Raw genomic sequence first — 22943 nt, 5'->3', positions numbered from 1 at the left:
TGAAAAATTTATAAATAATGAGAATGTTGTAATTCAGAATTATGAATGAAGCACTAAGACAGCTGATAGCATAGTTATTGGCTGCCTTTGCTTTTTAAATTGACTATTAGATTATTTTTAAATCTAAATCATCTATTCAGCTGTAAATTATTATTCCTCCGGTCACCTGACTGCATTAATCGGATCGGATAGCGCATGGAAAAAATCGCCTATAGCGTTAGTTATATACCTTCCTACATGGAAAATATGAAGCTTTATGCTTAGTTATGCAGTCTTTTATCACAGGTTCGTCAGGAAACTTTCCAGTGATCATTAGTTTTATCAAACTGTAGCTTTTTTCTGGCCTGTTTGCCGGTCAACTTTTTGGTGGTATGAAACAAAGATTAGGTCATGCTTATGCGATGATGACTTCGCCTAAGATATTGCTGTCTGATGAGCCGAGAGCAGGTGCAGATCCTCTTAGACAGCAGGACTTATGGAAAATGGTATTTGATTGATTAATGAGGGGATGGCAGCTATATGAACAACAGCGTATTTGGATGAGGTTAGCAATGTCTATCGGTTTAACTTTTGAATGAAGTTCATCTGGTTTTTGAAGGTAATCCGGAAAATTTAACATCTAAACTGAATAGTCGGAGTTACAGATATTAATATTGGTCTGAGTATCTTTGCATTCAATTCAACCTAGTAGCAAATAATATCAGGGGGTATTCGGGTCTATGGTGTATGGTTATGATTTCTGGATTTGCCACGTCCATTGATGATACACCTATTGTTTTGCAATAACTGACTGAAACGATGCTTTTTAAGTATTATTTTGTTTTTCAGATTTTTTTAAAAATATGTCATAAGATAATTTTTTTAATCCTTTACGGGAAAAACATATTAATTCAAATAATAACTGTATTGTCGTTGAATATTATCATCAGCGGCGCGCCAGCACAGCTGTAGACAGATAATCCTTAATTCCGCTACTAATTGAGTTTGCAACTTTTTTTCTGAAATCGCTGTTAGATAGTAAGCGTTCTTCAGTCGGATTGGAAATAAAAGCTGTTTCAACAAGAATTGATGGGATATCCGGTGCTTTCAGGACGGCAAAATTTGCCTGATCGACACTGCCTTTATGCAGGTTGTTGATTTTGGCCAGTTGATTCAGTACGTCTTTACCGAGTTTCAGACTATCATTGATGGTAGCTGTCTGAGTCAGATCAAACAGTGTGTTGTTGACATTTTTATCAGTTGAATAATTTACCCCGCCAATCGAATCAGCTGCATTCTGGGTTTGTGCCAGATATTTGGCTGCTGCACTGGTGGCGCCTTTAGGATTAAGTGCATACACACCAGTACCTTTTGCTGACGGATTGGTAAATGCATCTGCATGAATGGAAACAAAAACATCTGCTCTGAGTTTACGCGCTTTGGCTACACGTACACCCAATGGGATAAAAATATCTTCGTTTCGGGTCATATAAGTTTTGTAACCATACGAATCCAATATTTTTTTTACTTCACGCCCTATAGCGAGTACCACATCTTTTTCACGCAGACCGGAAGGACCTGTGGCTCCGGGATCTTCACCACCATGTCCGGGGTCAATCATAATTACAGGCTGACGATTCAGTTTATTTGGTGTACGTGATGGTTGAGGAGGCTGCTGTGTTACTGGAGGTTTATTTTCAGGCAGTTTTTTTACCGGAGGTGTGGAGGCTGTAGCCTGAGGACGGGTAGTGCCGTCACTGTTTACTTTACCGTGACTGTAATCCTGTAATAGAGCCATTAACGGATCGTTTTTTTCCTGTTCCATGGCTACGGTGGCGGTAGGGTATAAATCCACTACCAGTCTGTTTTTAAAGTTGGCAACCGGAGCAAGCGAAAATACCTGAGGATTAACGGTGGTTTTCAAATCCATCACGATACGGATGGTTTCAGGATTAAATTGTCCGACGCGGACACTGGCAATATAGGGATCCATTGGGAGAACTTTATTGCTCAGTTCACGCAAATACTGATTGGTGGCTGACCCCTGAATATCAATAACCAGACGGTCAGGATTCTTTAGCTGAAAATATTTAAACTGGATGGGTGTTGTGGATTCTAATGTCATCCTGGTATAGGCTGTGGCCGGCCAGATGCGTGAAGCCACAATATCAGCCCCTGTCTGGGCTGCGCGTGCAAGTGGAGTCAGGCTGATTAAAAGCGTGCCGGTAGATGTAATTAATAATTTCCGGCGGCTGATGTGGTTGGACATAGTTTATTCTGTAATTTTATTTAATGTTTTTGTTCCGTTTGTAGTAACGGCATTTATCTGTACTGTACGGCCACTACCATTGATGGTGATGTTCAGGATAATGTCAGCCGGAGGTGCCAAATCACCGCCGAGCTGTGGCCATTCAATCAAAATAATGCTGTCTGCTGTAATCAGTTCATCCAGTCCTGCATCCAGCCATTCTTCCGGATTTTGAAAACGGTATAAATCAAAATGATGCAGGTTAAAGCCTTTAAACGGATAAGTTTCAACTATATTGTAGGTAGGGCTTTTAACTGCACCGTTGTAACCAAGAGCATTGAGTAAGCCTCTGGTAAAGGTTGTTTTGCCCGCACCCAGATCACCTTCCAGCCAGATAATCAGAGGAGGGCTGATAAGCTGTGCAAAACGTTCGCCCAGTTTCAGGGTATCGTTTTCATCAGCCAGAAAAATTTCACGGACTTCAGTGGCAGACATGGTGTTTTTAATTAATCAAAACGGGGTTATTATGCGATAAAGTTTGTAATAACGAAAGTAATAAAATTCAGTCTGTCTGTCTTGTTTCCGGATTCAGGCTTCTTTTAGGTACATTTGTTGTGTACTAAGCTATGAGTATATTTCCGGGTCAATGCTATAATCACAATAATGACTGATATTCGATTAATTCAGTTTATGCTGAACTGAGTTGTCATGGTCAATAATGAAGAGACAAATGACTGCAATACAACAACCTATAGGTGTATTTGATTCCGGGGTGGGTGGCCTGACAGTGGTTCGCGCATTGATGGAACGGCTCCCTAATGAAAATATTATTTATTTTGGTGATACGGCGCGTGTTCCGTATGGTATGAAATCCAGACATACAATTGAGGTTTATACTGAACAGATTGTATCTTTTCTGCTTGAGCATGATGTTAAAGCACTGGTTGTGGCCTGTAATACTATAGCTGCGGTGGCAAGAGAAAAAGTAAGGCAGCTTGCAGGCACAATGCCGGTTCTGGATGTAATTGCCGCAGGTGCACAGGCTGCTCTGGAAACCACTCAGAATAATCACATTGGTGTAATAGCCACCAGTACTACTGTTAATAGTAATGCTTATGCCCGGGCGATTCACAATCAGAATGCACAAACGCGTGTTTTTTCACAGGCCTGTCCGTTGCTGGTGCCGCTGGTGGAAGAAGGCTGGCTGGATCATGAGGTTACCCGCTTGACAGCACGGGAGTATCTGAAGCCGATTCTGGCAGAAGAAGTGGATACGCTGGTTTTGGGATGTACTCATTATCCGTTATTGAAGCCTTTAATCCGTCAGGAGGCTCCTGATCTGAAATTAGTTGATTCAGCGATTACGACTGCTGAAGCCACTGCATTGGCACTGGAACAGCATAATCTGATTAATCCTGATCATTCAGGTGCGCAATACCGGTTTTATGTCAGTGATATTCCGCTACGTTTCCAGACAATTGGTGAGCGATTTCTGGGGCGAAGTCTGGAGCAGCTGGAAATGGTTTCTTTGGGCTAGGTATTTTGGTTGACAGGTGAGAGATGAGCGCTAAAAAAAGAATTGTGATTCTGATTTCCGGTCGTGGCAGCAATATGCAGGCTCTTGCAGAAGCTGATATTGCGCAGGCAGAAATTGTGGCAGTAATCAGTAATCGGGCTGATGCTGCCGGTTTACTGTGGGCTGCGCAACACGGGCTGACAACTGAGGCAATCAGCCATCATGATTATCCAGGCCGTGAAGCATTTGATGCGGCATTGATGAAGCATATTGATGCTTATCAGCCTGATTTGGTGGTACTGGCTGGCTTCATGCGCATTTTAACGCCTGAGTTTTGTAGGCATTATACAGACAGGTTAATTAATATTCATCCGTCATTATTACCGGCTTTTACCGGACTGCACACTCATCAGCGTGCACTGGATAGTGGCTGCCGGGTTGCAGGCTGTACGATTCATTTTGTCACTGCCGAGCTGGATTGCGGTCCGATTATAGCGCAGGGTGTAGTACCTGTTCTGAACGGGGATACTGCCGATACTCTGGCACAGCGGGTATTAAAGATTGAACATCAGCTTTTACCAAAAGCAGTAGCTGATTTTGTTGCCGGAAATCTGGTAGTTGAAGGGAACAGGGTAAAAAATCTTGCTGATGCTGTTACGGATAATGTGGCCTGCCTGAAAAACTGAGATGTTATGAGAAAAATATGAAGTTGAAAGTATATTCAGGTTTGATATTTGTCTGGATAAATTTGCTGTTCATACCTATGGCACAGGCAGCAGAACTGCCTCAGCAGGCACAATTGCAGTTTGTCGACAGTTATGGTTTGCCGGTAAATATGGATTTTGTGCAAAAGGATGGTCAGTATCAGATCAATACGCAAATTAATTTGATTTTTTACCAGATGCAGTTTGTTTCGTCCGGAACCGTAAAAGACTCAGTTTTAAATCCGCTTTCCTACACTGACAGCCGCTTTGGCAAACCATATGCTCAGGCACGTTTTTCTGAGCATGGGGTTGATTACGGTAAGGTTTCCGAAGCAGTTAAACATATGTCGGTGAACGGACCGGTATATGATATGTTTGCTCTTGGCTGGCAGCTGGGCTTTAATCAAGGTAAATTGTCCGCAAATACTTATCTGACTAATGGTAAAAAAGTATACCAACTGGATGCAGTTAACGGCCGTGGTAGTGATCAGCTGATGTTAAACGGACGGCAAATTGAGATCAGACAGTACAGTATCAGTCGTGGCGATGATGTAGTGGAATATGCATTCGCTCCCCAGCTTGAAAATATTCCGGTACGGATTAGCTATGTGGACAATGGTAAAGTATATACATTGCAACTGAAAGGCGGCCGGATTAACGGGAAGGTTTTTTAAGAAATTATGATAAATGCACAACAACTTGATTTAACTACTTCTGCGCTGGCACAGGTGTTAACATTCAGACAGCCTGCAGATGTTGTGCTCTCAGCTTTTTTCCGGCGTGAGCGCAAGCTGGGTATGCGTGACCGGCAGGAAATAGCTGAAACTGTGTTCGCTACTATCCGCCATTTGCAGAAAATTCAGAAGATGCTGCCAAAACCGCATCAAAAACCACGTCGGGCAGCTTTGGCTGCATTGGTTTTAGGGCGGGGAATAAGTGTACACGGTGTAGAATCACTTTGTGACTCAGAAGAAAAGCAGTGGCTGATTGATGTTAAAGAGCAAAAGTCTGCTTTTGCTTCCGATCTGACAACAGCTGCTGAGCTGCCTCAATGGTTAATTGAGTGTCTGCAACAGCAGGGCTGGGATGATAATCAGATTGCTACTTACGGTCGCAGTGTTATGCAGCCGGCGCCGCTGGATGTACGGGTAAATACTCAGAAAGGCAAACGTGATAAGATTCTGTCTGCGTTACAGGCAGAAGGATTGCGTGCTGAAGCTACGCCTTTTTCGCCATGGGGAATCCGGCTATTTGATAAACCGGCTTTAAACAAGCATCCGCTGTTTTTAGACGGTGTGCTGGAAGTTCAGGATGAAGGCAGTCAGCTGCTGGCGTTGCTAACAGGCGTTAAACGCGGTCAGATTGCTGTCGATTTCTGTGCCGGAGCCGGTGGTAAAACACTGGCGATGGGGGCAATGATGGCTGGCAGCGGACGGCTGTATGCTTTTGATGTGGCTGAAAAACGTTTGGCTAATATGAAGCCGAGAATGGTTCGGGCAGGTCTCACTAATATTCATCCGCAGCGGATTGATAATGAGCATGATGCCCGTATTGCCAGATTAAAGCATAAGGCAGATTGTGTGCTCGTTGATGCGCCCTGTTCCGGCATGGGCACCTTGCGCCGTAATCCTGATTTAAAATATCGTCAGAGTAATGACAATATCCGGACGTTGCTCGAGCAGCAACAATCAATTTTACAGGCAGCTTCTGAACTGGTACGTCCGGGCGGAAGGCTTGTGTATGCAACTTGCAGTATTCTGGAAACGGAAAATCAGCAACAGTTAAATAATTTTCTGGCAGCCAATACAGGCTGGCATATAGAACCGGTGCAGACTTTGCTTAAAAGTAATGTCTTACCTGATATGCAGGGTAACTATCTGCAGCTGAACACCGGTGAACATCATACAGACGGTTTTTTTGCCGCTGTACTTACACGCATTAAATAAAGTGATATAAGAAGGAATGTACATGAGTACTCAGGAAAGAATTAAAACGCTTGTTACTGAACATCCGGTTGTGTTGTTCATGAAAGGCACTAAGCAGTTTCCACAGTGTGGTTTTTCATCCCGTGCTGTACAAATATTGCAAGCTGCCGGTTTAAAAGAGTTCTATACTGTTAATGTGCTCGAAGATGAAGATATCCGTCAGGGTATCAAGGAATATGCAGACTGGCCGACAATTCCGCAATTGTATGTAAAAGGTGAATTTGTCGGTGGTTCTGACATTATGCTGGAGATGTACGAAGCAGGTGAATTGCAGACTTTGCTGGCGTCTGTCTGACAGAGTTTTGTTCGGAAATATTTTCCGGTAGCTGTTTTATTCAGGTTTTATAGCAATTATTTTTTGGAACTGGCTATGAATATAAATGTGATTGACCATCCTCTGGTGAAGCACAAGCTGTCATTAATGCGAGAAGAGGATTGCAGTACTTATCGTTTTCGTACGCTGACTAAAGAATTGGCTCGCTTAATGGCTTATGAAGCCAGCCGTGATTTTGATGTGGAAATTGTCAAAATGCAGGGCTGGTGTGGTGAGATTGATGCTTACCAGATTAAAGGCAAAACGGTTACTATTGTACCGATTCTGCGGGCAGGGCTGGGTATGCTGGATGGCGTATTGGACTTAATTCCTACAGCTAAAATCAGTGTAGTAGGTTTACAGCGCGATGAAGAAACGCTGGAACCGGTACCTTATTTTGAAAAATTTGTCAGTCAGATGGATAAACGCCCGGCATTGATCATTGATCCAATGCTGGCAACAGGCGGATCCATGAATGCAACTATTGAGTTACTTAAGAAAAAAGGTTGCAAGGATATTAAGGCATTGGTTCTTGTAGCAGCTCCGGAGGGGGTAAAGGCTGTCAATGAAGCTCATCCTGATGTGACTATTTATGCAGCGGCTCTGGATGATCATCTGGATGATAATGGCTATATTATTCCTGGTTTGGGCGATGCTGGTGACAAGATTTTTGGTACTAAGCACTGGTAATTTAAATTCAGATTATTTCATGCAGTCTGATTGCTGAAAGAATCTGCTAATAAAAAACACAGAATTTTCTGTATGGAAGATTCTGTGTTTTTTATTATGCTGAATTAAATCCAGATTTGTTTTTAAAAATGGATATGGGTATCAGATAAATATTCTAAATAGAATTGGTTTGTTGGATAAGAAATAAGTTTTTGTTTATAAGATGATAAATCAAATATTTGCCGGTTAATTACAATTTGATGCAATCATTTTGTAAGATTTAAGATGTTATTTGTTTTGTGCTTGCAGCTTATCTGGGCTGAATATCAGGCTTACAGCCAGTCCTGCTTTCTGTTCTGAATTTCGCAGGCCAGAGTCTGCCAGACTGATACTGATGTGCCACTGATCACACAGGGTTTTAACGATTGCTAGCCCGAGACCGCTTCCGCTTTCATTGTTGCCCAAAATACGATAAAACGGTTCAAATACTAGCTGGCGTTCAGTTTCAGAGATTCCCTGACCATTGTCTTCTATAAGTAAAATCGTTTTATTATCTGTAGTTGGTCTAATGCCAATGCATATTTGCCCATCAACAGGAGTGTATTTGATGGCATTACTCAGTATATTTTTCAAAATAGTATATAAATCATTACTGCTGACTGGCAGAAAAACATCTTCGCTAATGTCGAAACTTAAGTTCTGTTTTTTTTGTTCGGCCAGCGGCAATAATTCGGCAATTAAATCACGCAGTAAGGGCATTAGTGCAGTTTTCTGAGCATTGTTCGCTATCAGATGTTGTTGCTGCTGATGCTGTGCTCTGGCCATCGATAATAACTGGGTAAGCAGCTGTTCAGTTCGTGCAATACCTGCTTTGATTTGTTCAATAAGTTTGTGTTGATCCTGAATAGTTAATTCCGGTTCATCAAAACGTGCTATTTGCAAGGTAAGTGCGGTAATTGGTGTACGTAATTCATGTGCTGCATGACTAATAAATTTTTTATCATGCTCCATCGCAGCCTGTAGCTGACTGAACAGGCGGTTAAGTGCGGTAATGAAAGGGCGGATTTCTGTCGGTACGTGCCTGGTATCCAAAGGTGATAAATCATTGGCGTTGCGTGCGGTTAATTCGCTACTCATTTCCTGCGTTGCCCGAAACAGGCGGCGAATCCAGATAGCTGTAAACAGCCATAGAATAGGCATTAGAATAAGAAATGGCCAGACTACACTTAATGCACTGTCTTTGGCTATATGATTTCGGTATGCTGTACGCTGAGCAACAATAATCCGCTCACGTTCACGGGTGAGCAGGTAAACCCGCCAATGACGAGCTACCGTAGTAAAGTTATGAAAACCATCAGGTAATTGCTGAAGGTTCTGCACAGCATTATCATCTCCCATCAGAATATTGAGATAAGGTGAATCTAGTGTCTGTGCCAGCACGCGCGGTTTGGGCAGCGTTCTGGCGCTTTCAGGAAAGTTGAGATCTTCCTGTGTATCTCTGCGCAGTATGGAACTGCGCGGATCAAGTAAATGAGCTATCTGCTCCAGCTGAGCATCTTGTAAATCCTGTGTTTCCCGAAAAGCAGTCTGATAGGCAAGAATGTCACCAATAATAGCGATTGAAGTCACTACGATGGTTAAAACCAGTAATAAGCGCCACTGTAGTGATGAGACTATCCGCGTCGGTCTACCAGCCATCCCAGTCCTCGAACATTTTTAATCACATTACTGCCCAGTTTTTTTCTAATTCCGTGAATAACTACTTCTACGGCATTGCTTTCTACTTCTTCATTCCAGCCGTATAGCTTTTCTTCCAGTTCCTGTCGAGACAGTATCGTGCCGGGTTGGAGCAATAAACTGTACATCAAAGCATATTCTCGTGCTGACAGCCGGGTAACCTGTCCGTTGGCACTGACTTCACGAGTAGCAGGATTCAGGGTAATGGTGCCATTGCTTAGTATAGGAGTTGCATGTCCGCTACGGCGGCGTAATAAAGCCCGGATACGCGCCAGTAATTCGGAAGGCGAAAAAGGTTTAATTACATAGTCATCGGCACCGCTGTCCAGACCATTAATGCGTTCTTCCACTGTGTCTCGGGCAGTAATCAGAATAACGGGTAAATCACAGTTTTTTACACGCAAGTGGCGTAAAACACTTAGACCATCCTGTCTGGGTACACCAATATCCAGTAGGGCAATATCATAAATTTCTGGTTGCAATGCATTTTCAGCTGCAATACCGTTAGCAACACAATCAACGGCAAAACCAGCAGCATGCAGCATATCACTTAATGCCTCTGCAATCATTTTGTCGTCTTCAAGAAGTAAAATTCGCATGAGTTAACATTTTTCCGCATAGACTTGTAAACCAGTCTGTATTGTTTCAGACTGTGAGATATCTATGATAACAAAAACCGTTTCAGGATTCCTGAAACGGTTTTATTTAAACGTTAACCAGCGACTGATTAGTTAGTTTCAGTAGTGGTAGTAGTTTGTTTAGTTGTAGTAGTACTAGCAGCTGCTTTTCTGGCATGTGCTTTTTTAGTATGTACTTTTTTTGCTGGTGCTTTTTTAACAGCTGGTTTTACAGTTTTAGCACTAGTGTTTTCAGCTGTAGTGGTTGTAGTAGTGGTGGTAGCTGTAGCTGGTTTAGGGGGAGTAGCAAAGGCAGCAGCAGCAGTTAAACCAAAGATAGCACTTACAACAGCAGCAGTGATTTTTTTCATGACAGATCTCCATTAAAAGTAATTAAAGACAATAACCATCTCGGTTCTTGTTGATGCACAGTATGGCTTTAAATACTTAGGCAAGACTTAGCTAAATGTTGTTTATTGTTAATTTAATGTAATTAAATGTTATTATTTAGAGTAAGTATAGATTCGCTTATTAGTTTAAAATTTAAAATATTATGCATTTATAATGGTTTATGTTTGATATGTTGAATAAAGACTATTATTTATATACTATTGAAATCTATTCGTTAATAAAAAATAAATGAGATTTTTATAGAAAATGGAACTTAATCTTGTCTTAATATGTGACTGCTAAAAGTATAAATATAAAGATATTTAAATTACGTGATTATTAGTTCAGAGTTGATTATTATCTAGAATACCAGTGTATGTTTTACTTTTGACATACACTGGTAAGAATAAATGTCTCAGACAGTGCGCGCAATTTCCGTAAATGCTTCGGCAGCTAAACCCAGTGTATCTGCAATGATTTCACTGCTATGAGCAGCTGAAACAAAACCCGCTTCATATGCTGATGGTGCAAATGCAACACCGCGTGACAGCATGGCATGGAAAAACTCTTTAAATAATATCTGATTGGTATTTTGCATATCTGCAAAACAGGATGGCAGATTATTAGTAAAGTAAAAACCAAACATTCCGCCTTCACTGCGGCTGCTGAAAGGGATATTGGCTTCACGTGCGATTGCCGTCAGACCATCACTCAACTGTCGGGTATGTTTGCTGAGTGTAGTGTAAAAATCCGGTCGTTGTATGATTTCCAGTGTTTTTAGTCCGGCTGCTACACATACCGGATTACCAGAAAGGGTACCTGCCTGATAAACAGCACCTAAAGGCGATATACAGGCCATAATGTCTGCACGGCCACCGAAAGCTGCTACTGGCATGCCTCCGCCAATTACTTTGCCAATTGTCGTTAAATCAGGCTTAATACCATGGATAGATTGTGCCCCGCCCAGAGCAACGCGAAAACCAGTCATTACTTCATCGTAAATAAGAACACTTCCATACTGTTCTGTAAGTTCACGCAGTGCCTGAACAAACTCAGTTGTGGCGGGGATCATGTTCATATTACCGGCAATTGGTTCGACAATAACACAGGCAATACTGTCGCCCTTGCTGGCAAACGTTTGTTGTAAAGCCTCAACGTCATTATAAGGTAATACCAGGGTATGGCGGCTGAAATCTTCAGGTACGCCGGCAGAGCTGGGATTACCAAAGGTTAGCAGACCAGATCCGGCTTTAACCAGCAGACTATCTGAATGACCATGATAACAGCCTTCAAATTTAATGATATTGTCCCTGCCGGTAAAACCTCTGGCCAGACGGATTGCACTCATGGTTGCTTCTGTACCTGAACTGACCAGTCGAATCTGTTCCATGCTGGGCATGATATGGCGTATTTCTTCAGCAATTCGGATTTCATTTTCTGTCGGTGCACCAAAAGATAAGCCATTTTCGGCCGCCTGACAGACTGCCTGAACAACTTCAGGATGTGCATGACCGACAATGGCTGGTCCCCATGAACCGACATAATCAATATAACGGGTTTGATTTTCATCCCATACATAAGCTCCCTGAGCTTTGTTAATGAAGCGGGGTATGCCGCCGACACTGCCAAAAGCCCGTACAGGAGAATTTACTCCGCCGGGAATTATGGCTTTTGCCTCTTCAAAGAGCTGTTGGTTTCTATCCATGATTATGACCTCTGCTTTATTGGAATATCAGATAACTTGCATTCAGGGATTAATCATACTATCGATTACCCTTAAAGGTTAATTGTCTTTAGCTTTTCGAACAGGAATCTGGAAGATAAAATAAAATATCAGGGTAGCAGTAAGTATTTTTAATGGTGAAATAATTGATTTATTAAATATTAATATGTAATTTCTTGCTATTGATAATTGATTAAGTAAAACTTATCTATTTTCTGTGAAATAAAAATAATCTATAGCTGATTGTAAAATCGTAAGTCACATACATAAAGACGGAGTTAAGATTTCAGATTTAAAATCTTAAAACCATATGAGATTTATATTTTTTAGCTAAATTAATGGACTGAGTTCTCAGATTCTGAGGCAACTAAAAGAAAATTACTAAACTAGTGTACGAAGCATACGAATAAAACGCGGAAATTTTGATAAATGCTGCACCCACTGATATACCATTAAAGTGTAGCTTTCCTGCGCAATAAAGCGTAATTTCGACTGGGTTGCGGTGTAGCGGGTAGTCGGAGTAGGCGAAAGCTGTACATTTAAACCCAGATCACGTGCCATAAAGCAAGCACGTGCCAGATGATATGGATCGCTGACAATAATAAAGCTATTTAGATCATTATCATCAGCTATGGCTTTTGCATTAACCAGATTCTGCCAGGTGTCACGCGAATGATTTTCATAAATAATATCATTGGCATCAACACCGTTACGGATAGCATAGCGACGTCCGACGGCTGCTTCCGTCATGAAACCGGCTCTGGGGCTGCCACCAGTAAAGAGAATTTTTTTTACTATGCCGGCACGATACAGATTAATGGCATGATTGATACGTTCACGGAAAACTGGTGAAGGGCGCTTATCCCATGCGGCTGCGCCAAGCACGATAGCGGCATCGGCTTCTGTCGGTACTTGCTGCGGATGGCTGAGCTGGTAGACTGTAGCAACACTAAAAGCATAGTTGGCCCCAACAAATAGGCTACATCCGGCAATTACAGTGCGCAGACAATACCAAAAACCTAAACGTGTGCCGGAGCCCATTTATTGTTCAAGTAAAGCTTCAATATTCGTTAACGGGCGACCTATAGCGGCATGTTCGCCGTATACAGCTATCGGTCGTTCAATTAAAATCGGATGTGCTGCCATTGCGGCAATCAGAGTATCTTCATCTGCTTCAAGCAGATTCAGTTGTATGAACAGATCATCTTTACTGCGCATCATTTCCCGTGCTGAATTGATGGCCAGTTTTTGTTTCAGTGAACGAATTTGTGCTTCGGATAAAGGCTCGGTCAGGTAGGGAATGACTTTGGTATTAATATTGCGTACTCGGAGTAAAGACAGGGCAGCGCGCGACTTAGAGCAGTTTGGATTATGGTACAGTATGACGGTGTGTGTCATGATTATCCCTGAACTTCTATAAATAAAAAATCTAAATTGGAAGTGTGGACGAAACTTCAAATTTTGACAAGTATTATTAATTATTCTAAAGCTAAAGCTGAATTAATGTGTCGGATGTAAATAAATTATCTGCTTTTGAATATGCATTTCAATTGATTTATACAAAATAAAAATAAATAAACCCCTTACCTGCTAATGTTTTTGCGGCAAAATTGTATATGAATTATTCTATAATAATTGCTATTAAAGGTAATATTAAGGTAATGATATGTTTCCGTCTGCCCAAGTATTGAAAAAAATATTTTTAATTAGCGCACTGTTTCTGAGCTGTATTCGTGTGCATGCTTCAGAATTACAAAACTGGCCTCAGCGTACACCGGCGACTTTACCAACTGATTCCCCGATAATGGTAGTTAATGTTTGGGCAACATGGTGTAAACCTTGTCGTAGTGAAATAGCTATGCTTTCGCGCTGGTATCAGCAACAACGAACTTCAGGGAAGAAAACAGTTGCTGTCGTTGGTGTATCTTTAGATAATGATGCAAATTTACAACGCTTTACTCAGCAGGTGTCTGTACCGTATCCGTTATACCGTTATACAGGTTCGGATAGCCGTGCATTGATGCAACGATTAGGCAATAATATTGGCGGAGTACCTTTTACTCAGGTTCAGGCACCTAAATGCGGTTTTCAGCAGGGATTAATAGGTACACTGAGTGAAATAAAGCTGAATCAAGTGATTACTGAAGCCAGACGGCAGTGTAAACAGCACAACGTTCGTTTATAGATTTTCCTGTAGGTCAAGATTAAAGTGGGTGCCACGGTTCATTTGCTGATTTAGCCCGTCCTGTACCATTAATAGCGCAGTTACCAGTGACAGCTTATATTGCTGATTAATAGTTTGCCGATACCAGTATTGTAATATTTTAAGCAGTGTAAGCATTTCATCAGTTCGCCGACAAATTCCAAAATAACGGCTCATGGAGTGTTGCAGTGCTTGCATGCTGAAAGAAGGGATATCCTGAATCGGATGAGGATGTTCCGGAAAAATAATTTCCTGCCAGGTTAATTCTGATGAATTCTTCTGCTGATTGATTGGCCATGTTTGCGGATATTCTTTAGAAGCAACTATCGATGCCGCGGCATTGCGTCCGGTTACGACACATTCAAGTAAAGAATTACTGGCCAGACGATTGGCACCATGTAGCCCGGTACAGGCAGTTTCACCTATAGCATACAACTGAACCATATCGGTACGCCCATCGGTGTCTGTAACAATGCCGCCACAGGCATAGTGTGCTGCTGGTGCTACCGGAATTAATTCACGAGTGATATCCAGACCCTGTTGCAGACAATGCTGGTGAATTTGTGGGAAATGTGTGCGGATAAAGCTTTCAGGTAAATGAGTGATATCCAGATACACACAGTGATGGCCGGTTTTGGCTATTTCGCTGGCAATGGCGCGTGCAACAATATCACGCGGAGCCAGCTCGGCACGGTTATCGTATTCAGGCATAAAGCGCCGGCCTTGCTGATTACGTAAAATACCTCCTTCACCGCGTACAGCCTCAGAAATCAGAAAACACGGATTTTCAGGTAAGGCAAGTGCTGTGGGATGGAACTGTACAAAAGCCAGATTTTGCGTTCTGCAACCAGCCAGAGCTGCTAAAGCAACTCCCTGTCCATTTGCTGTTACCGGATTAGTGGTCAGAGTGAATAATTGTCCCAATCCTCCGGTTGCCAGTACAGTATGCTTAGCCTGAATGGTTACGGTCTCATCAGTTTGTGCCATCTGTACAACTGCTCCGGTACAAACTGAATTTTCATGCACCAAATCGATAACACAGCTATGCGGCAAAATATGAATATTTGGTCGTGCTGATAGCTGTTGCTGGAGTGTATGAGTAATACTGTGACCAGTATGATCTGCCGCATGTACGATACGCCGCCTGCCATGTCCGCCTTCACGTGTCAGGTGCAGGCGACCATTCTCACGGGTAAATTCCACGCCATGGGCGCATAACCATTCAATAGCACTGTTGCCTTCAACCAGAATCTCGGCAGTCTGTTTTTCATTACAGCAGCAGGCACCGGCTATAAGCGTATCCTTAATATGTTCGGCTACACTGTCTGCCTGATCGATAACAGCTGCTACACCGCCTTGTGCCAGATTACTGGCACAGGTTGATAAATCTTCTTTTGCCAGCAAAGTAATGTGAAAATTTTCCGGTAAAGATAAGGCTACCGTCAGCCCGGCCAAACCGGCACCGATAATCAAAACATCGGTAGTATTAACAGAGCAGGGTGTGATATTGGTCATGTTGGCTAATCCAGTGAGCAAAAATATCGGGGGAATGGTTTTCTGTATGGTGAAGATTGGTCTTATCAGTATGAAATTCCCGCCATGCAGTTGAAAAATCAAGCATACGCTGTATGGAAATACCAGCCTGTTTACCCAAAGCAGAAGGTAGATCGATTTTATGCTGTTCTGGTTTGCTTAAAGCATCTATACAGGCTTGTAATCCGTTCATAGCCATCCAGGGGCAGAAAGCACAAGACTTGCAGGTGGCACCATTGCCTGCAGTAGGCGCGGCCAGAAAGGTTTTTTCCGGAGCATGTTTATGCATTTCATGTAATATGCCCTGATCTGTCGCTACAATAAATGTATCTGCCGAATCGTGAATTGCTGCCTGCAACAGACGGCTGGTAGAACCTACTACATCAGCTAAAGCGACTACAGCAGCCGGTGATTCAGGATGAACCAGTATTTTGGCATGCGGATGGCGTGCTTTCATTAAAGCCAGTTCCTGACCTTTAAATTCATTATGTACCAGACAGGAACCCTGCCAGAGCACCATATCTGCACCAGTCTGATTCTGAATATATTCTCCAAGATGTCTGTCCGGCCCCCAGATAATTTTTTTTCCCTGGGCATGTAAAAAAGAAACAATTTCCAGAGCAATTGACGAAGTAACGACCCAGTCAGCCCTGGCCTTAACTTCGGCACTGGTATTGGCGTAAACCACAACTGTCCGATCCGGATATTGGTTGCAGAAAGCAGTAAATTCTTCTGCCGGACAACCCAGATCAAGAGAACAGGTGGCTTCAGTATCGGGCATAAGAATAGTTTTTTCCGGACTGAGTATTCGTGCTGTTTCGCCCATAAATTTCACTCCGGCTACCAATAATGTTTGTGCCGGATGCTGTGCTCCGAAACGTGCCATTTCCAGTGAATCACCAACCATGCCGCCAGTAGCCAGAGCCAGATCCTGCAATTCCGGTTCAACATAGTAATGTGCCAGCATCACAGCCTGCTGTTGCTGTAATAAAGCTTTTACCTGTTCAATATATTTTTGCTTTTGCTGCCGGTCCAATTGCTGTGGAATTTTAGCCCAGGCACATTGCAGCACAGCAGATTCATCTTTAGTAGTTTGTGCAGCATTTTCAGTAGCTGCAACTGATGACAATTGTGGTTTTTCGTAATCGAATGCACGCCATTGATTGGTACTTTGCATAATCGCTCCTGAAAGGAATAATTAATTATGCTCATAATGAGTATATAAGGCAATACGAAAAAACCAAAAACTCGAATAAACTCGACTGAATGTGATAATCAGTTGAATACAGTTAGATACAACGGTGCTTTTGCGGTAATGTACTCAATCAGTGAATTTTGTTTTTTTGCGACAAATTCTTTACAATTAGCCAGCTTTAATAAAGGAGTTTATCCGCATGCACTCTTCAGCTGAATATTCATCTTCAAGTTATAGCGACAGTGCAGCTGAACTCGTGGCGGTATTGTTTGCTGTTACCGATTTCAGTGCTCGGGTACTTACCATAAACGATGGAAAACTATTGCCATATGGTCCGCTGAAACCTGTACATCATTCTTTACAGGCTGGTGCCAGAACCTGGGTACATCAGCAGACAGGTCAGCCATTAGGCTATATGGAACAGTTATATACATTTGTTGATGTCAAACGCAGCCATCATTGCGGCCATGCTGTAATTAATATCAGCTATCTCGGACTGGTAAAAGAAGCTGCTGAGAGTGGTTTAAAGCTGGAAGCCAAATGGCATGACTGGTATGAATTTTTTCCTTGGGAAGACAGCAGACTGCCTCAGCATAAGCAGATACTTGATCAATTAATCCTGCCGATGCAAAACTGGGTAGATGCTGCTCCGAATCAGGAAATCCGCAATCAGCGTCAGCAACGCCTGAATTTATGCTGGGGAATAAACGGGCAGCAATGGCTGGCAGAAAATGTTCTGTTGCGTTATGAATTGATGTATGAAGTTGGCATGATTATTGAATCTCCCTATTTCGACGGTCGTCTGCCGGCCATGCTGACCGGTCGCCCCATGCAGTTTAATCATCGCCGTATTCTTGCTACTGCTGTATCTCGTTTACGAGCTAAATTGCAGTATCGTCCGGTGATTTTTGATTTAATGCCGCCTCAATTTACTCTATATCAGTTGCAGAGAAGCATAGAGGCGCTGAATGGCGTAGATTTGCATAAACAGAATTTTCGCAGATTAATCAACAATCAGCAGCTGGTTGTGCCAACCGGAACCACAGTAGTGGCTGAGCGCGGACGTCCGGCACAGCTGTACCGTTTTAATGAAAATGTTTTACAGGAAAGTCTGCTCTCCGGTTACAGATTACCATTAATTAATAACCATATTCAGTAATTCGGATAGCGTAATTGTCATCAATTCCGTTGATAAAATAGAAATTTTCTGATTAAAAATTTTTGATTCTTGGTTTTAAAAAAATAAATCTGATTAATTTACTGAATTTAAAAACTATCGCTTTTCAAATTTATCTATTTATTATTTGTTAACGTATTTTCAGACTTTGACTACTGATATATACTCTAAAAGAGTATATATCAGGGCTTAACAATATGATTAGCGATTTACCAGAAATAATTACCCGGCCACTGGTACAGGCTGCACTGTCAGAAGACTTAGGCAGACGCGGAGATGTTACCTCACAGGCAGTGATACCGGCAGACAGGATGGCCGCATTCAGTATTGTAACCAGAGTGCCCGGTGTGGTATGCGGTTTAGAGCTGGCCCGGCAGAGCTTCGCTCTGATGAATGAAAATCTGGAATTTACTGCATACAAAAATGATGGCGATATTACAGCCGCCGGTACAGTGCTGGCCCGGATTGCCGGTAATGCACGTGCTATTCTCGCTGCCGAACGCACAGCGTTAAATTTTCTGACGCATCTTAGCGGAATAGCCACTACAACTCATGAAATTCAGAAATCAATAGCCCATACCGGAGCTCAGCTGACGTGTACACGTAAAACCATACCTAATTTGCGTATAGTCCAGAAATATGCAGTAAGAATGGGCGGGGGACGTAATCATCGCATGGGTCTGGATGATGCCATACTGATTAAGGACAATCACATAGCGCTTAGCGGGGGAGATATTATTACTGCTGTTAAGCAAGCTAAATCTTATGCTGGCCATTTGATTGCAGTGGAAGTAGAAGTTGACACATTGGAACAATTGCGTCAGGTTCTGGATGAAGGCGTCAGTTTGGTATTGCTGGATAATATGTCAATAGAAGAAATGCGAACAGCTGTGAGCTGGTGTAAGGGACATTGTCAGACTGAGGCTTCAGGTAATTTGCGGCCTGATACTGTGGTAGCTGCTGCAGAAACAGGCGTAGATTTTCTGGCGATGGGCTATCTGACCCACAGCGCACGTTATCTGGATATTGGTCTGGATTATGCAGATAATCAGAATATTCTGAAAAAGTGAAAATAATCAAAATTTTGTTTTAGAACAAATATTATATCATCATTAATTAGTACAATAATATGTCTTTTATAAGAATAAATATTATTTAATAATGAAAAAACTAATTATTTGGTATAGCTGTTTTTGTTTGTTGCTGCCATTAACTGCGTATGCTGTGGTAGTCAATGATGTTACCGGTATGACACCGGTACAGATGGCCTCTGTGATACAGCCGGAATCAACCGAAGAGGTTGCAGAGCTGGTTAAGCACACAACTGGTCCCATTAGTATAGCTGGTGGTAAATACAGTATGGGCGGGCAAACTGCAGTTCAGAATGGCGTGCAAATAGATACTCAAAAACTCAATCATGTAATTGCTTTTAATCCTGAACAAAAACTTTTAACTATAGAAGCAGGTGCAAACTGGCGTCAGGTACAGGAGTTGATTGATCCATATGGATTATCTGTGAAAATCATGCAAAGTCTGGCTGACTTTAGTATTGGTGGTTCTTTAAGTGTTAATGTACATGGTCGATATATGGGGGCAGGTCCTATTATCCTGTCTGTTGAGCAAATTAAAATAGTACTGGCAGATGGTTCAATAGTTTTAGCCAGCCCGCAAGAAAATTCGGATATTTTTTATGGTGCTATTGGTGGCTATGGTGCATTGGGTGTTATCACAGAAGTGACATTACGCCTTACTGAAAATGTAAAAGTAAAACGAATTAATGAAGTGATGCCGATTAGTCAGTATTCCTCTTATTTCTCTGAGCAGATTCGTGCTGACAGAACGGCCATATTTCATAATGCCATTATTTATCCTCCTGATTTCAAAAAGGTTAGGGCTGTGACTTTTAAGCAGACTGATGAACCATTAACTATTTCTGCCCGTTTAAGACCACTTTCTGCACCTACACGCAAACGCCAAAGACAATTGAAAATTGTTGCTGCATCGGATTTTGGTAAAGAATTGCGCAAATTATATGATGATGCCTATTTTGTAAAACAGCCAGTAATGATGCGTAATTATGAAGCCAGCTTAGCAGTAGCACTTTTAGAGCCTATTTCCATGCACGATAAAAGTTTTGCTTTGGAAGAATATTTCATACCGGTAGAAAAATTTGATGATTTTTATCCGCAGATGATAGACATCCTGAAAAAGCATCAGGCAAATATTATCAATATCTCTATTCGCCATGCTAATCCTGATAGTGGTTCTTTGCTGGCATGGGCTCAAACTGAGGTATTTGCTTTTGTGATTTACTATCAGCAAGGAACAGATGAACAGAGTAAAAAGCAGGTAGGGATATGGACACGCGAATTGATAGATGCGGCATTGGCAAACGGAGGTACTTATTATTTACCTTATCAATTGCATGCAACTGAGGAGCAATTTCAGCGCGCATATCCACGGGCAATAGAATTTTTTAAGCTTAAAGAGCGCTTAGATCCGGAGAATAAATTCAGTAATCTATTTCTGGAGCGGTACCGTCCGGCAACGGCTCATTAGACATAGGGTTTGAACTTAGCTTTGAGCGAATTGAATATTTCCAGAATAGAGATGAAAAACTGGTGTGGTATAGTATTGCCACACCAGTAATCAGAAAAAAATCAGTTGATTATCCGTAGCGGCGCTGAAATTCCTGCATGAACTCCACTAAAGCTTCAACCCCTTGTATAGGCATGGCATTATAAATACTCGCCCGCATTCCGCCCATTGATTTATAGCCTTGTAATCCGCTTAAACCATGAGCACCCGCTTGCATTACAAATATTTTATCCAGCTCTTTTGTGGGTGTATGGAAAATAACATTCATCTGTGAGCGTGCATGCTGTTTCACATTATTGATATAAAATCCATTGCTGTTATCGATGGCAGAATACAAAGTTTCAGCTTTAAGGGTATTAATGGCTTCCATCTGTTCTACACCCCCGTGAGTTTGCAGCCAGCGAAATACCAGACCTGAAATATAAATCGGATAAGTTGCCGGAGTGTTGTACATTCCCTGCCGGCTAATATGACTTTGATAATTCCACACATCAGGTATTCGTTCAGAACAGCGATCAAGCAGATCTTCCCGAATAATCACAATAGTAGCACCTGATGGTCCGATATTTTTTTGTGCACCGGCATAAATAACGCCAAAATCTGCCACATTTACTGGTCGTGATAAAATTTCGCTCGACATATCGCAGATGACAGGGGGCAAACCATCTGGTTTGGGAATATTGCGATATTGCAGACCATGTACTGTTTCATTAATGCAGTAATGAACAAAAGCAGAATTTGGATCCACATCCCAGCTTTCAACCGGCGGTACATCTGTGTAGTTATATAAATCACCACCATGTGCTGCCAGATGTATTTCTGCATCGGAAAGTTTACCCATCTGGCTGTGTGCGATACGGCTCCAGTTACCGGAGACTACTGAATCAACCCGCTTAAAACCATTGGCCAGATTCATCACGACCATATTGAACTGGGCACTGGCACCGCCCTGCATGAACAAAACTTTATAGTTGTCCGGAATATGCATAAGCTGGCGCAGATCCTGCTCGGCATGGTGCAGAATACTGATAAAAGCATCTGATCGATGGCTCATGGTCATGACTGAGCAACCAGTACCGTTATAATCCAGCATTTCAGCCTGTGCTGTTTCTAATACGGCCTCTGGCAGTATTGCAGGACCGGCAGAAAAATTGTATGTGTTCAGTGTTGTCATGAATAAATTTAAACCTGTTACAGAAATGTACTGTTGTTGATTAATTTCAGTGCGTTTGATGGTTGTGTATACACCGGCAGTCTGTTTACAGATTAATGTTGCAATCTGTCAGTGAACTGGTGAAATTCTAGTTGCTTGATAATGGGAACGCAAATACAAAACCGTTTTGCATGTAAAGTAGCAAAAGTATGGTTATTTCTGCCTGTTAGTATAATGGATTTAGTTTAAACCACTTTTTTTTTACGTTTGAACAGGTAATTTTTCTATAAATAATCGGATTTATTCTGAGATAAGCCATCAGTCTTATCTTTATATTCAGCCCTCACTGCTTTTATCCAGTGGGATAATATTGGTTGCCCCCAGTTTTTGTAGTTCCTGTAATACATATTCCCAGGCTTCTGGTAAAAAACCAGAATTTTCACTATGTGTTTTCAGACCGAATTCCAGACGGTAATAATGTATTTGTTCTTCTGCCGGTAAATCATCACGAATGGTGGGTAAACTAAAAGTTTTAATCCTAGGCCAGTTTTGTTCAATTGCTTCCATCAATGGCGTAATTTTGGACTCAGGTACACCATCAACCAGAGCTGCTTTAGTCACCAGTTTTTGCCGGAAAAAATTTTGCTGGTAATATTGACTCAGTACCCACTGGGCCATAGGGTGTGCCATTTGGGGAAAGCCCGGGAAAAAATAATGCTCATTGATTGAAAAACCAGCAATGTTATTGAAAGGATTAGGAATCAGTGCTGAACCCTGTGGAAACTCAGCCATTTTTGCCCGTTGCAAATGTGCAGGGCTGTCAAGTGAATCTCCCTGTTTCAGTGAAATGGATTCAATTACTTTTAGTGCTTCCGGATGAGGTGTTAACGGCAGGTTTAATGCCTTTGCACAGGCTTGGCGAGTATGGTCGTCTGGTGTGGCACCTATGCCGCCGGTAACAAAAACAGGTATTTTTTCTTTAAATGATTCAATAAGCTGTCTGGTAATAACTGCCTGATCATCTGGTAAATATTGCGCCCAGGCCATATATAAACCGTGTTGTTGTAATAATTGTTTGAAAAAAACAAAATGGCTGTCCTGACGCGAACCATTCAGAATTTCATCACCAATTATAATGATACCGAATTGCATACGAATACTCCTTTATTTGCGGCAGTTGTTGCATGATAGCTATAACCTGTC

Annotated in this window: 22 protein-coding genes; 10 read left to right on the top strand and 12 right to left on the bottom strand. The window is 42.0% G+C overall.

Features of this window, described 5'->3' with window-relative positions:
* Positions 1-925: 925 nt before the first annotated feature.
* Together H3U73_RS04745 and tsaE are read right to left on the bottom strand one after the other, a co-directional pair.
* Positions 926-2248, bottom strand: coding sequence for an N-acetylmuramoyl-L-alanine amidase (locus H3U73_RS04745; RefSeq protein WP_084551586.1), 1323 nt, complete (start codon positions 2246-2248; stop codon positions 926-928).
* Between the two features lie 3 nt (positions 2249-2251).
* On the bottom strand, positions 2252-2722 hold the full coding sequence (gene tsaE / locus H3U73_RS04740) for a tRNA (adenosine(37)-N6)-threonylcarbamoyltransferase complex ATPase subunit type 1 TsaE (RefSeq protein WP_025330558.1): 471 nt from the start codon (positions 2720-2722) through the stop codon (positions 2252-2254).
* A 235-nt stretch (positions 2723-2957) separates the two neighbouring features.
* On the opposite strand from tsaE, the gene murI reads away from it, so the two are divergent.
* The 6 genes from murI (at position 2958) to upp (ending at position 7435) form a co-directional block, all read left to right on the top strand.
* The gene (gene murI / locus H3U73_RS04735) at positions 2958-3764 is read left to right on the top strand and encodes a glutamate racemase (protein ID WP_038648809.1); all 807 of its coding nucleotides are present in this window, start codon (positions 2958-2960) and stop codon (positions 3762-3764) included.
* Positions 3765-3787: 23 nt separating this feature from the next.
* Entirely contained in the window at positions 3788-4429 is a 642-nt protein-coding gene (purN, locus tag H3U73_RS04730) for a phosphoribosylglycinamide formyltransferase (RefSeq protein WP_084551585.1), read from the top strand.
* Positions 4430-4446: 17 nt separating this feature from the next.
* On the top strand, positions 4447-5121 hold the full coding sequence (locus H3U73_RS04725) for a DUF3108 domain-containing protein (protein WP_144363216.1): 675 nt from the start codon (positions 4447-4449) through the stop codon (positions 5119-5121).
* Between the two features lie 9 nt (positions 5122-5130).
* Positions 5131-6393 (top strand): RsmB/NOP family class I SAM-dependent RNA methyltransferase, encoded by a 1263-nt coding sequence (locus tag H3U73_RS04720; protein ID WP_084551601.1) that lies wholly within the window; start codon positions 5131-5133, stop codon positions 6391-6393.
* 22 nt (positions 6394-6415) lie between these two features.
* On the top strand, positions 6416-6727 hold the full coding sequence (gene grxD, locus H3U73_RS04715; RefSeq protein WP_025330563.1) for a Grx4 family monothiol glutaredoxin: 312 nt from the start codon (positions 6416-6418) through the stop codon (positions 6725-6727).
* Positions 6728-6802: 75 nt separating this feature from the next.
* Positions 6803-7435 (top strand): uracil phosphoribosyltransferase, encoded by a 633-nt coding sequence (gene upp, locus H3U73_RS04710; RefSeq protein WP_084551583.1) that lies wholly within the window; start codon positions 6803-6805, stop codon positions 7433-7435.
* A gap of 267 nt (positions 7436-7702) precedes the next feature.
* Here the strand turns inward: upp and H3U73_RS04705 are convergent, their stop codons facing one another.
* The 6 genes from H3U73_RS04705 to arsC form a co-directional block, all read right to left on the bottom strand.
* On the bottom strand, positions 7703-9112 hold the full coding sequence (locus H3U73_RS04705) for an ATP-binding protein (RefSeq protein ID WP_198190129.1): 1410 nt from the start codon (positions 9110-9112) through the stop codon (positions 7703-7705).
* On the bottom strand, positions 9088-9750 hold the full coding sequence (locus H3U73_RS04700) for a response regulator transcription factor (protein WP_198190128.1): 663 nt from the start codon (positions 9748-9750) through the stop codon (positions 9088-9090). The genes H3U73_RS04705 and H3U73_RS04700 overlap by 25 nt, the downstream gene beginning before the upstream one ends.
* 128 nt (positions 9751-9878) lie before the next feature.
* On the bottom strand, positions 9879-10139 hold the full coding sequence (locus H3U73_RS04695; RefSeq protein ID WP_084551580.1) for a hypothetical protein: 261 nt from the start codon (positions 10137-10139) through the stop codon (positions 9879-9881).
* Between the two features lie 434 nt (positions 10140-10573).
* Positions 10574-11863 carry a glutamate-1-semialdehyde 2,1-aminomutase gene (gene hemL, locus H3U73_RS04690; RefSeq protein WP_198190127.1) on the bottom strand — a complete coding sequence of 430 codons (1290 nt, stop codon included), beginning with the start codon at positions 11861-11863 and terminating at the stop codon, positions 10574-10576.
* Positions 11864-12262: 399 nt separating this feature from the next.
* Positions 12263-12922, bottom strand: coding sequence for a YdcF family protein (locus tag H3U73_RS04685; protein ID WP_144370485.1), 660 nt, complete (start codon positions 12920-12922; stop codon positions 12263-12265).
* Positions 12923-13279 (bottom strand): arsenate reductase (glutaredoxin), encoded by a 357-nt coding sequence (gene arsC, locus H3U73_RS04680; protein WP_198190126.1) that lies wholly within the window; start codon positions 13277-13279, stop codon positions 12923-12925.
* 268 nt (positions 13280-13547) lie between these two features.
* On the opposite strand from arsC, the gene H3U73_RS04675 reads away from it, so the two are divergent.
* Complete coding sequence (locus H3U73_RS04675) at positions 13548-14066, top strand: TlpA disulfide reductase family protein (protein WP_198190125.1); 519 nt, start codon at positions 13548-13550, stop codon at positions 14064-14066.
* Here H3U73_RS04675 and nadB read toward each other — a convergent pair.
* Together nadB and nadA are read right to left on the bottom strand one after the other, a co-directional pair.
* The gene (nadB, locus tag H3U73_RS04670) at positions 14061-15599 is read right to left on the bottom strand and encodes an L-aspartate oxidase (RefSeq protein ID WP_198190124.1); all 1539 of its coding nucleotides are present in this window, start codon (positions 15597-15599) and stop codon (positions 14061-14063) included. The genes H3U73_RS04675 and nadB overlap by 6 nt on opposite strands.
* On the bottom strand, positions 15571-16794 hold the full coding sequence (nadA, locus tag H3U73_RS04665) for a quinolinate synthase NadA (protein ID WP_198190123.1): 1224 nt from the start codon (positions 16792-16794) through the stop codon (positions 15571-15573). Before nadA ends, nadB begins: the two co-directional genes overlap by 29 nt.
* 217 nt (positions 16795-17011) lie before the next feature.
* Between nadA and H3U73_RS04660 the strand changes: the two genes are divergently transcribed.
* The 3 genes from H3U73_RS04660 (at position 17012) to H3U73_RS04650 (ending at position 20548) form a co-directional block, all read left to right on the top strand.
* Positions 17012-17971, top strand: coding sequence for a hypothetical protein (locus tag H3U73_RS04660; protein ID WP_084551574.1), 960 nt, complete (start codon positions 17012-17014; stop codon positions 17969-17971).
* A gap of 215 nt (positions 17972-18186) precedes the next feature.
* Positions 18187-19059: a carboxylating nicotinate-nucleotide diphosphorylase gene (nadC, locus tag H3U73_RS04655; RefSeq protein ID WP_084551573.1), complete on the top strand. Its 873-nt coding sequence runs from the start codon at positions 18187-18189 to the stop codon at positions 19057-19059.
* A gap of 91 nt (positions 19060-19150) precedes the next feature.
* The gene (locus H3U73_RS04650) at positions 19151-20548 is read left to right on the top strand and encodes an FAD-binding oxidoreductase (RefSeq protein WP_084551572.1); all 1398 of its coding nucleotides are present in this window, start codon (positions 19151-19153) and stop codon (positions 20546-20548) included.
* Between the two features lie 109 nt (positions 20549-20657).
* Here the strand turns inward: H3U73_RS04650 and serC are convergent, their stop codons facing one another.
* Together serC and H3U73_RS04640 are read right to left on the bottom strand one after the other, a co-directional pair.
* Positions 20658-21761 (bottom strand): 3-phosphoserine/phosphohydroxythreonine transaminase, encoded by a 1104-nt coding sequence (gene serC, locus H3U73_RS04645; RefSeq protein ID WP_084551571.1) that lies wholly within the window; start codon positions 21759-21761, stop codon positions 20658-20660.
* Positions 21762-22076: 315 nt separating this feature from the next.
* Positions 22077-22892, bottom strand: coding sequence for a molybdopterin-binding protein (locus H3U73_RS04640; RefSeq protein ID WP_198190122.1), 816 nt, complete (start codon positions 22890-22892; stop codon positions 22077-22079).
* Positions 22893-22943: the final 51 nt, after the last annotated feature.

The sequence above is a fragment of the Snodgrassella sp. W8124 genome (assembly GCF_016100875.1).
GTDB lineage: Bacteria > Pseudomonadota > Gammaproteobacteria > Burkholderiales > Neisseriaceae > Snodgrassella > Snodgrassella alvi.
This window is presented reverse-complemented; position numbering and strand designations above follow the sequence as displayed.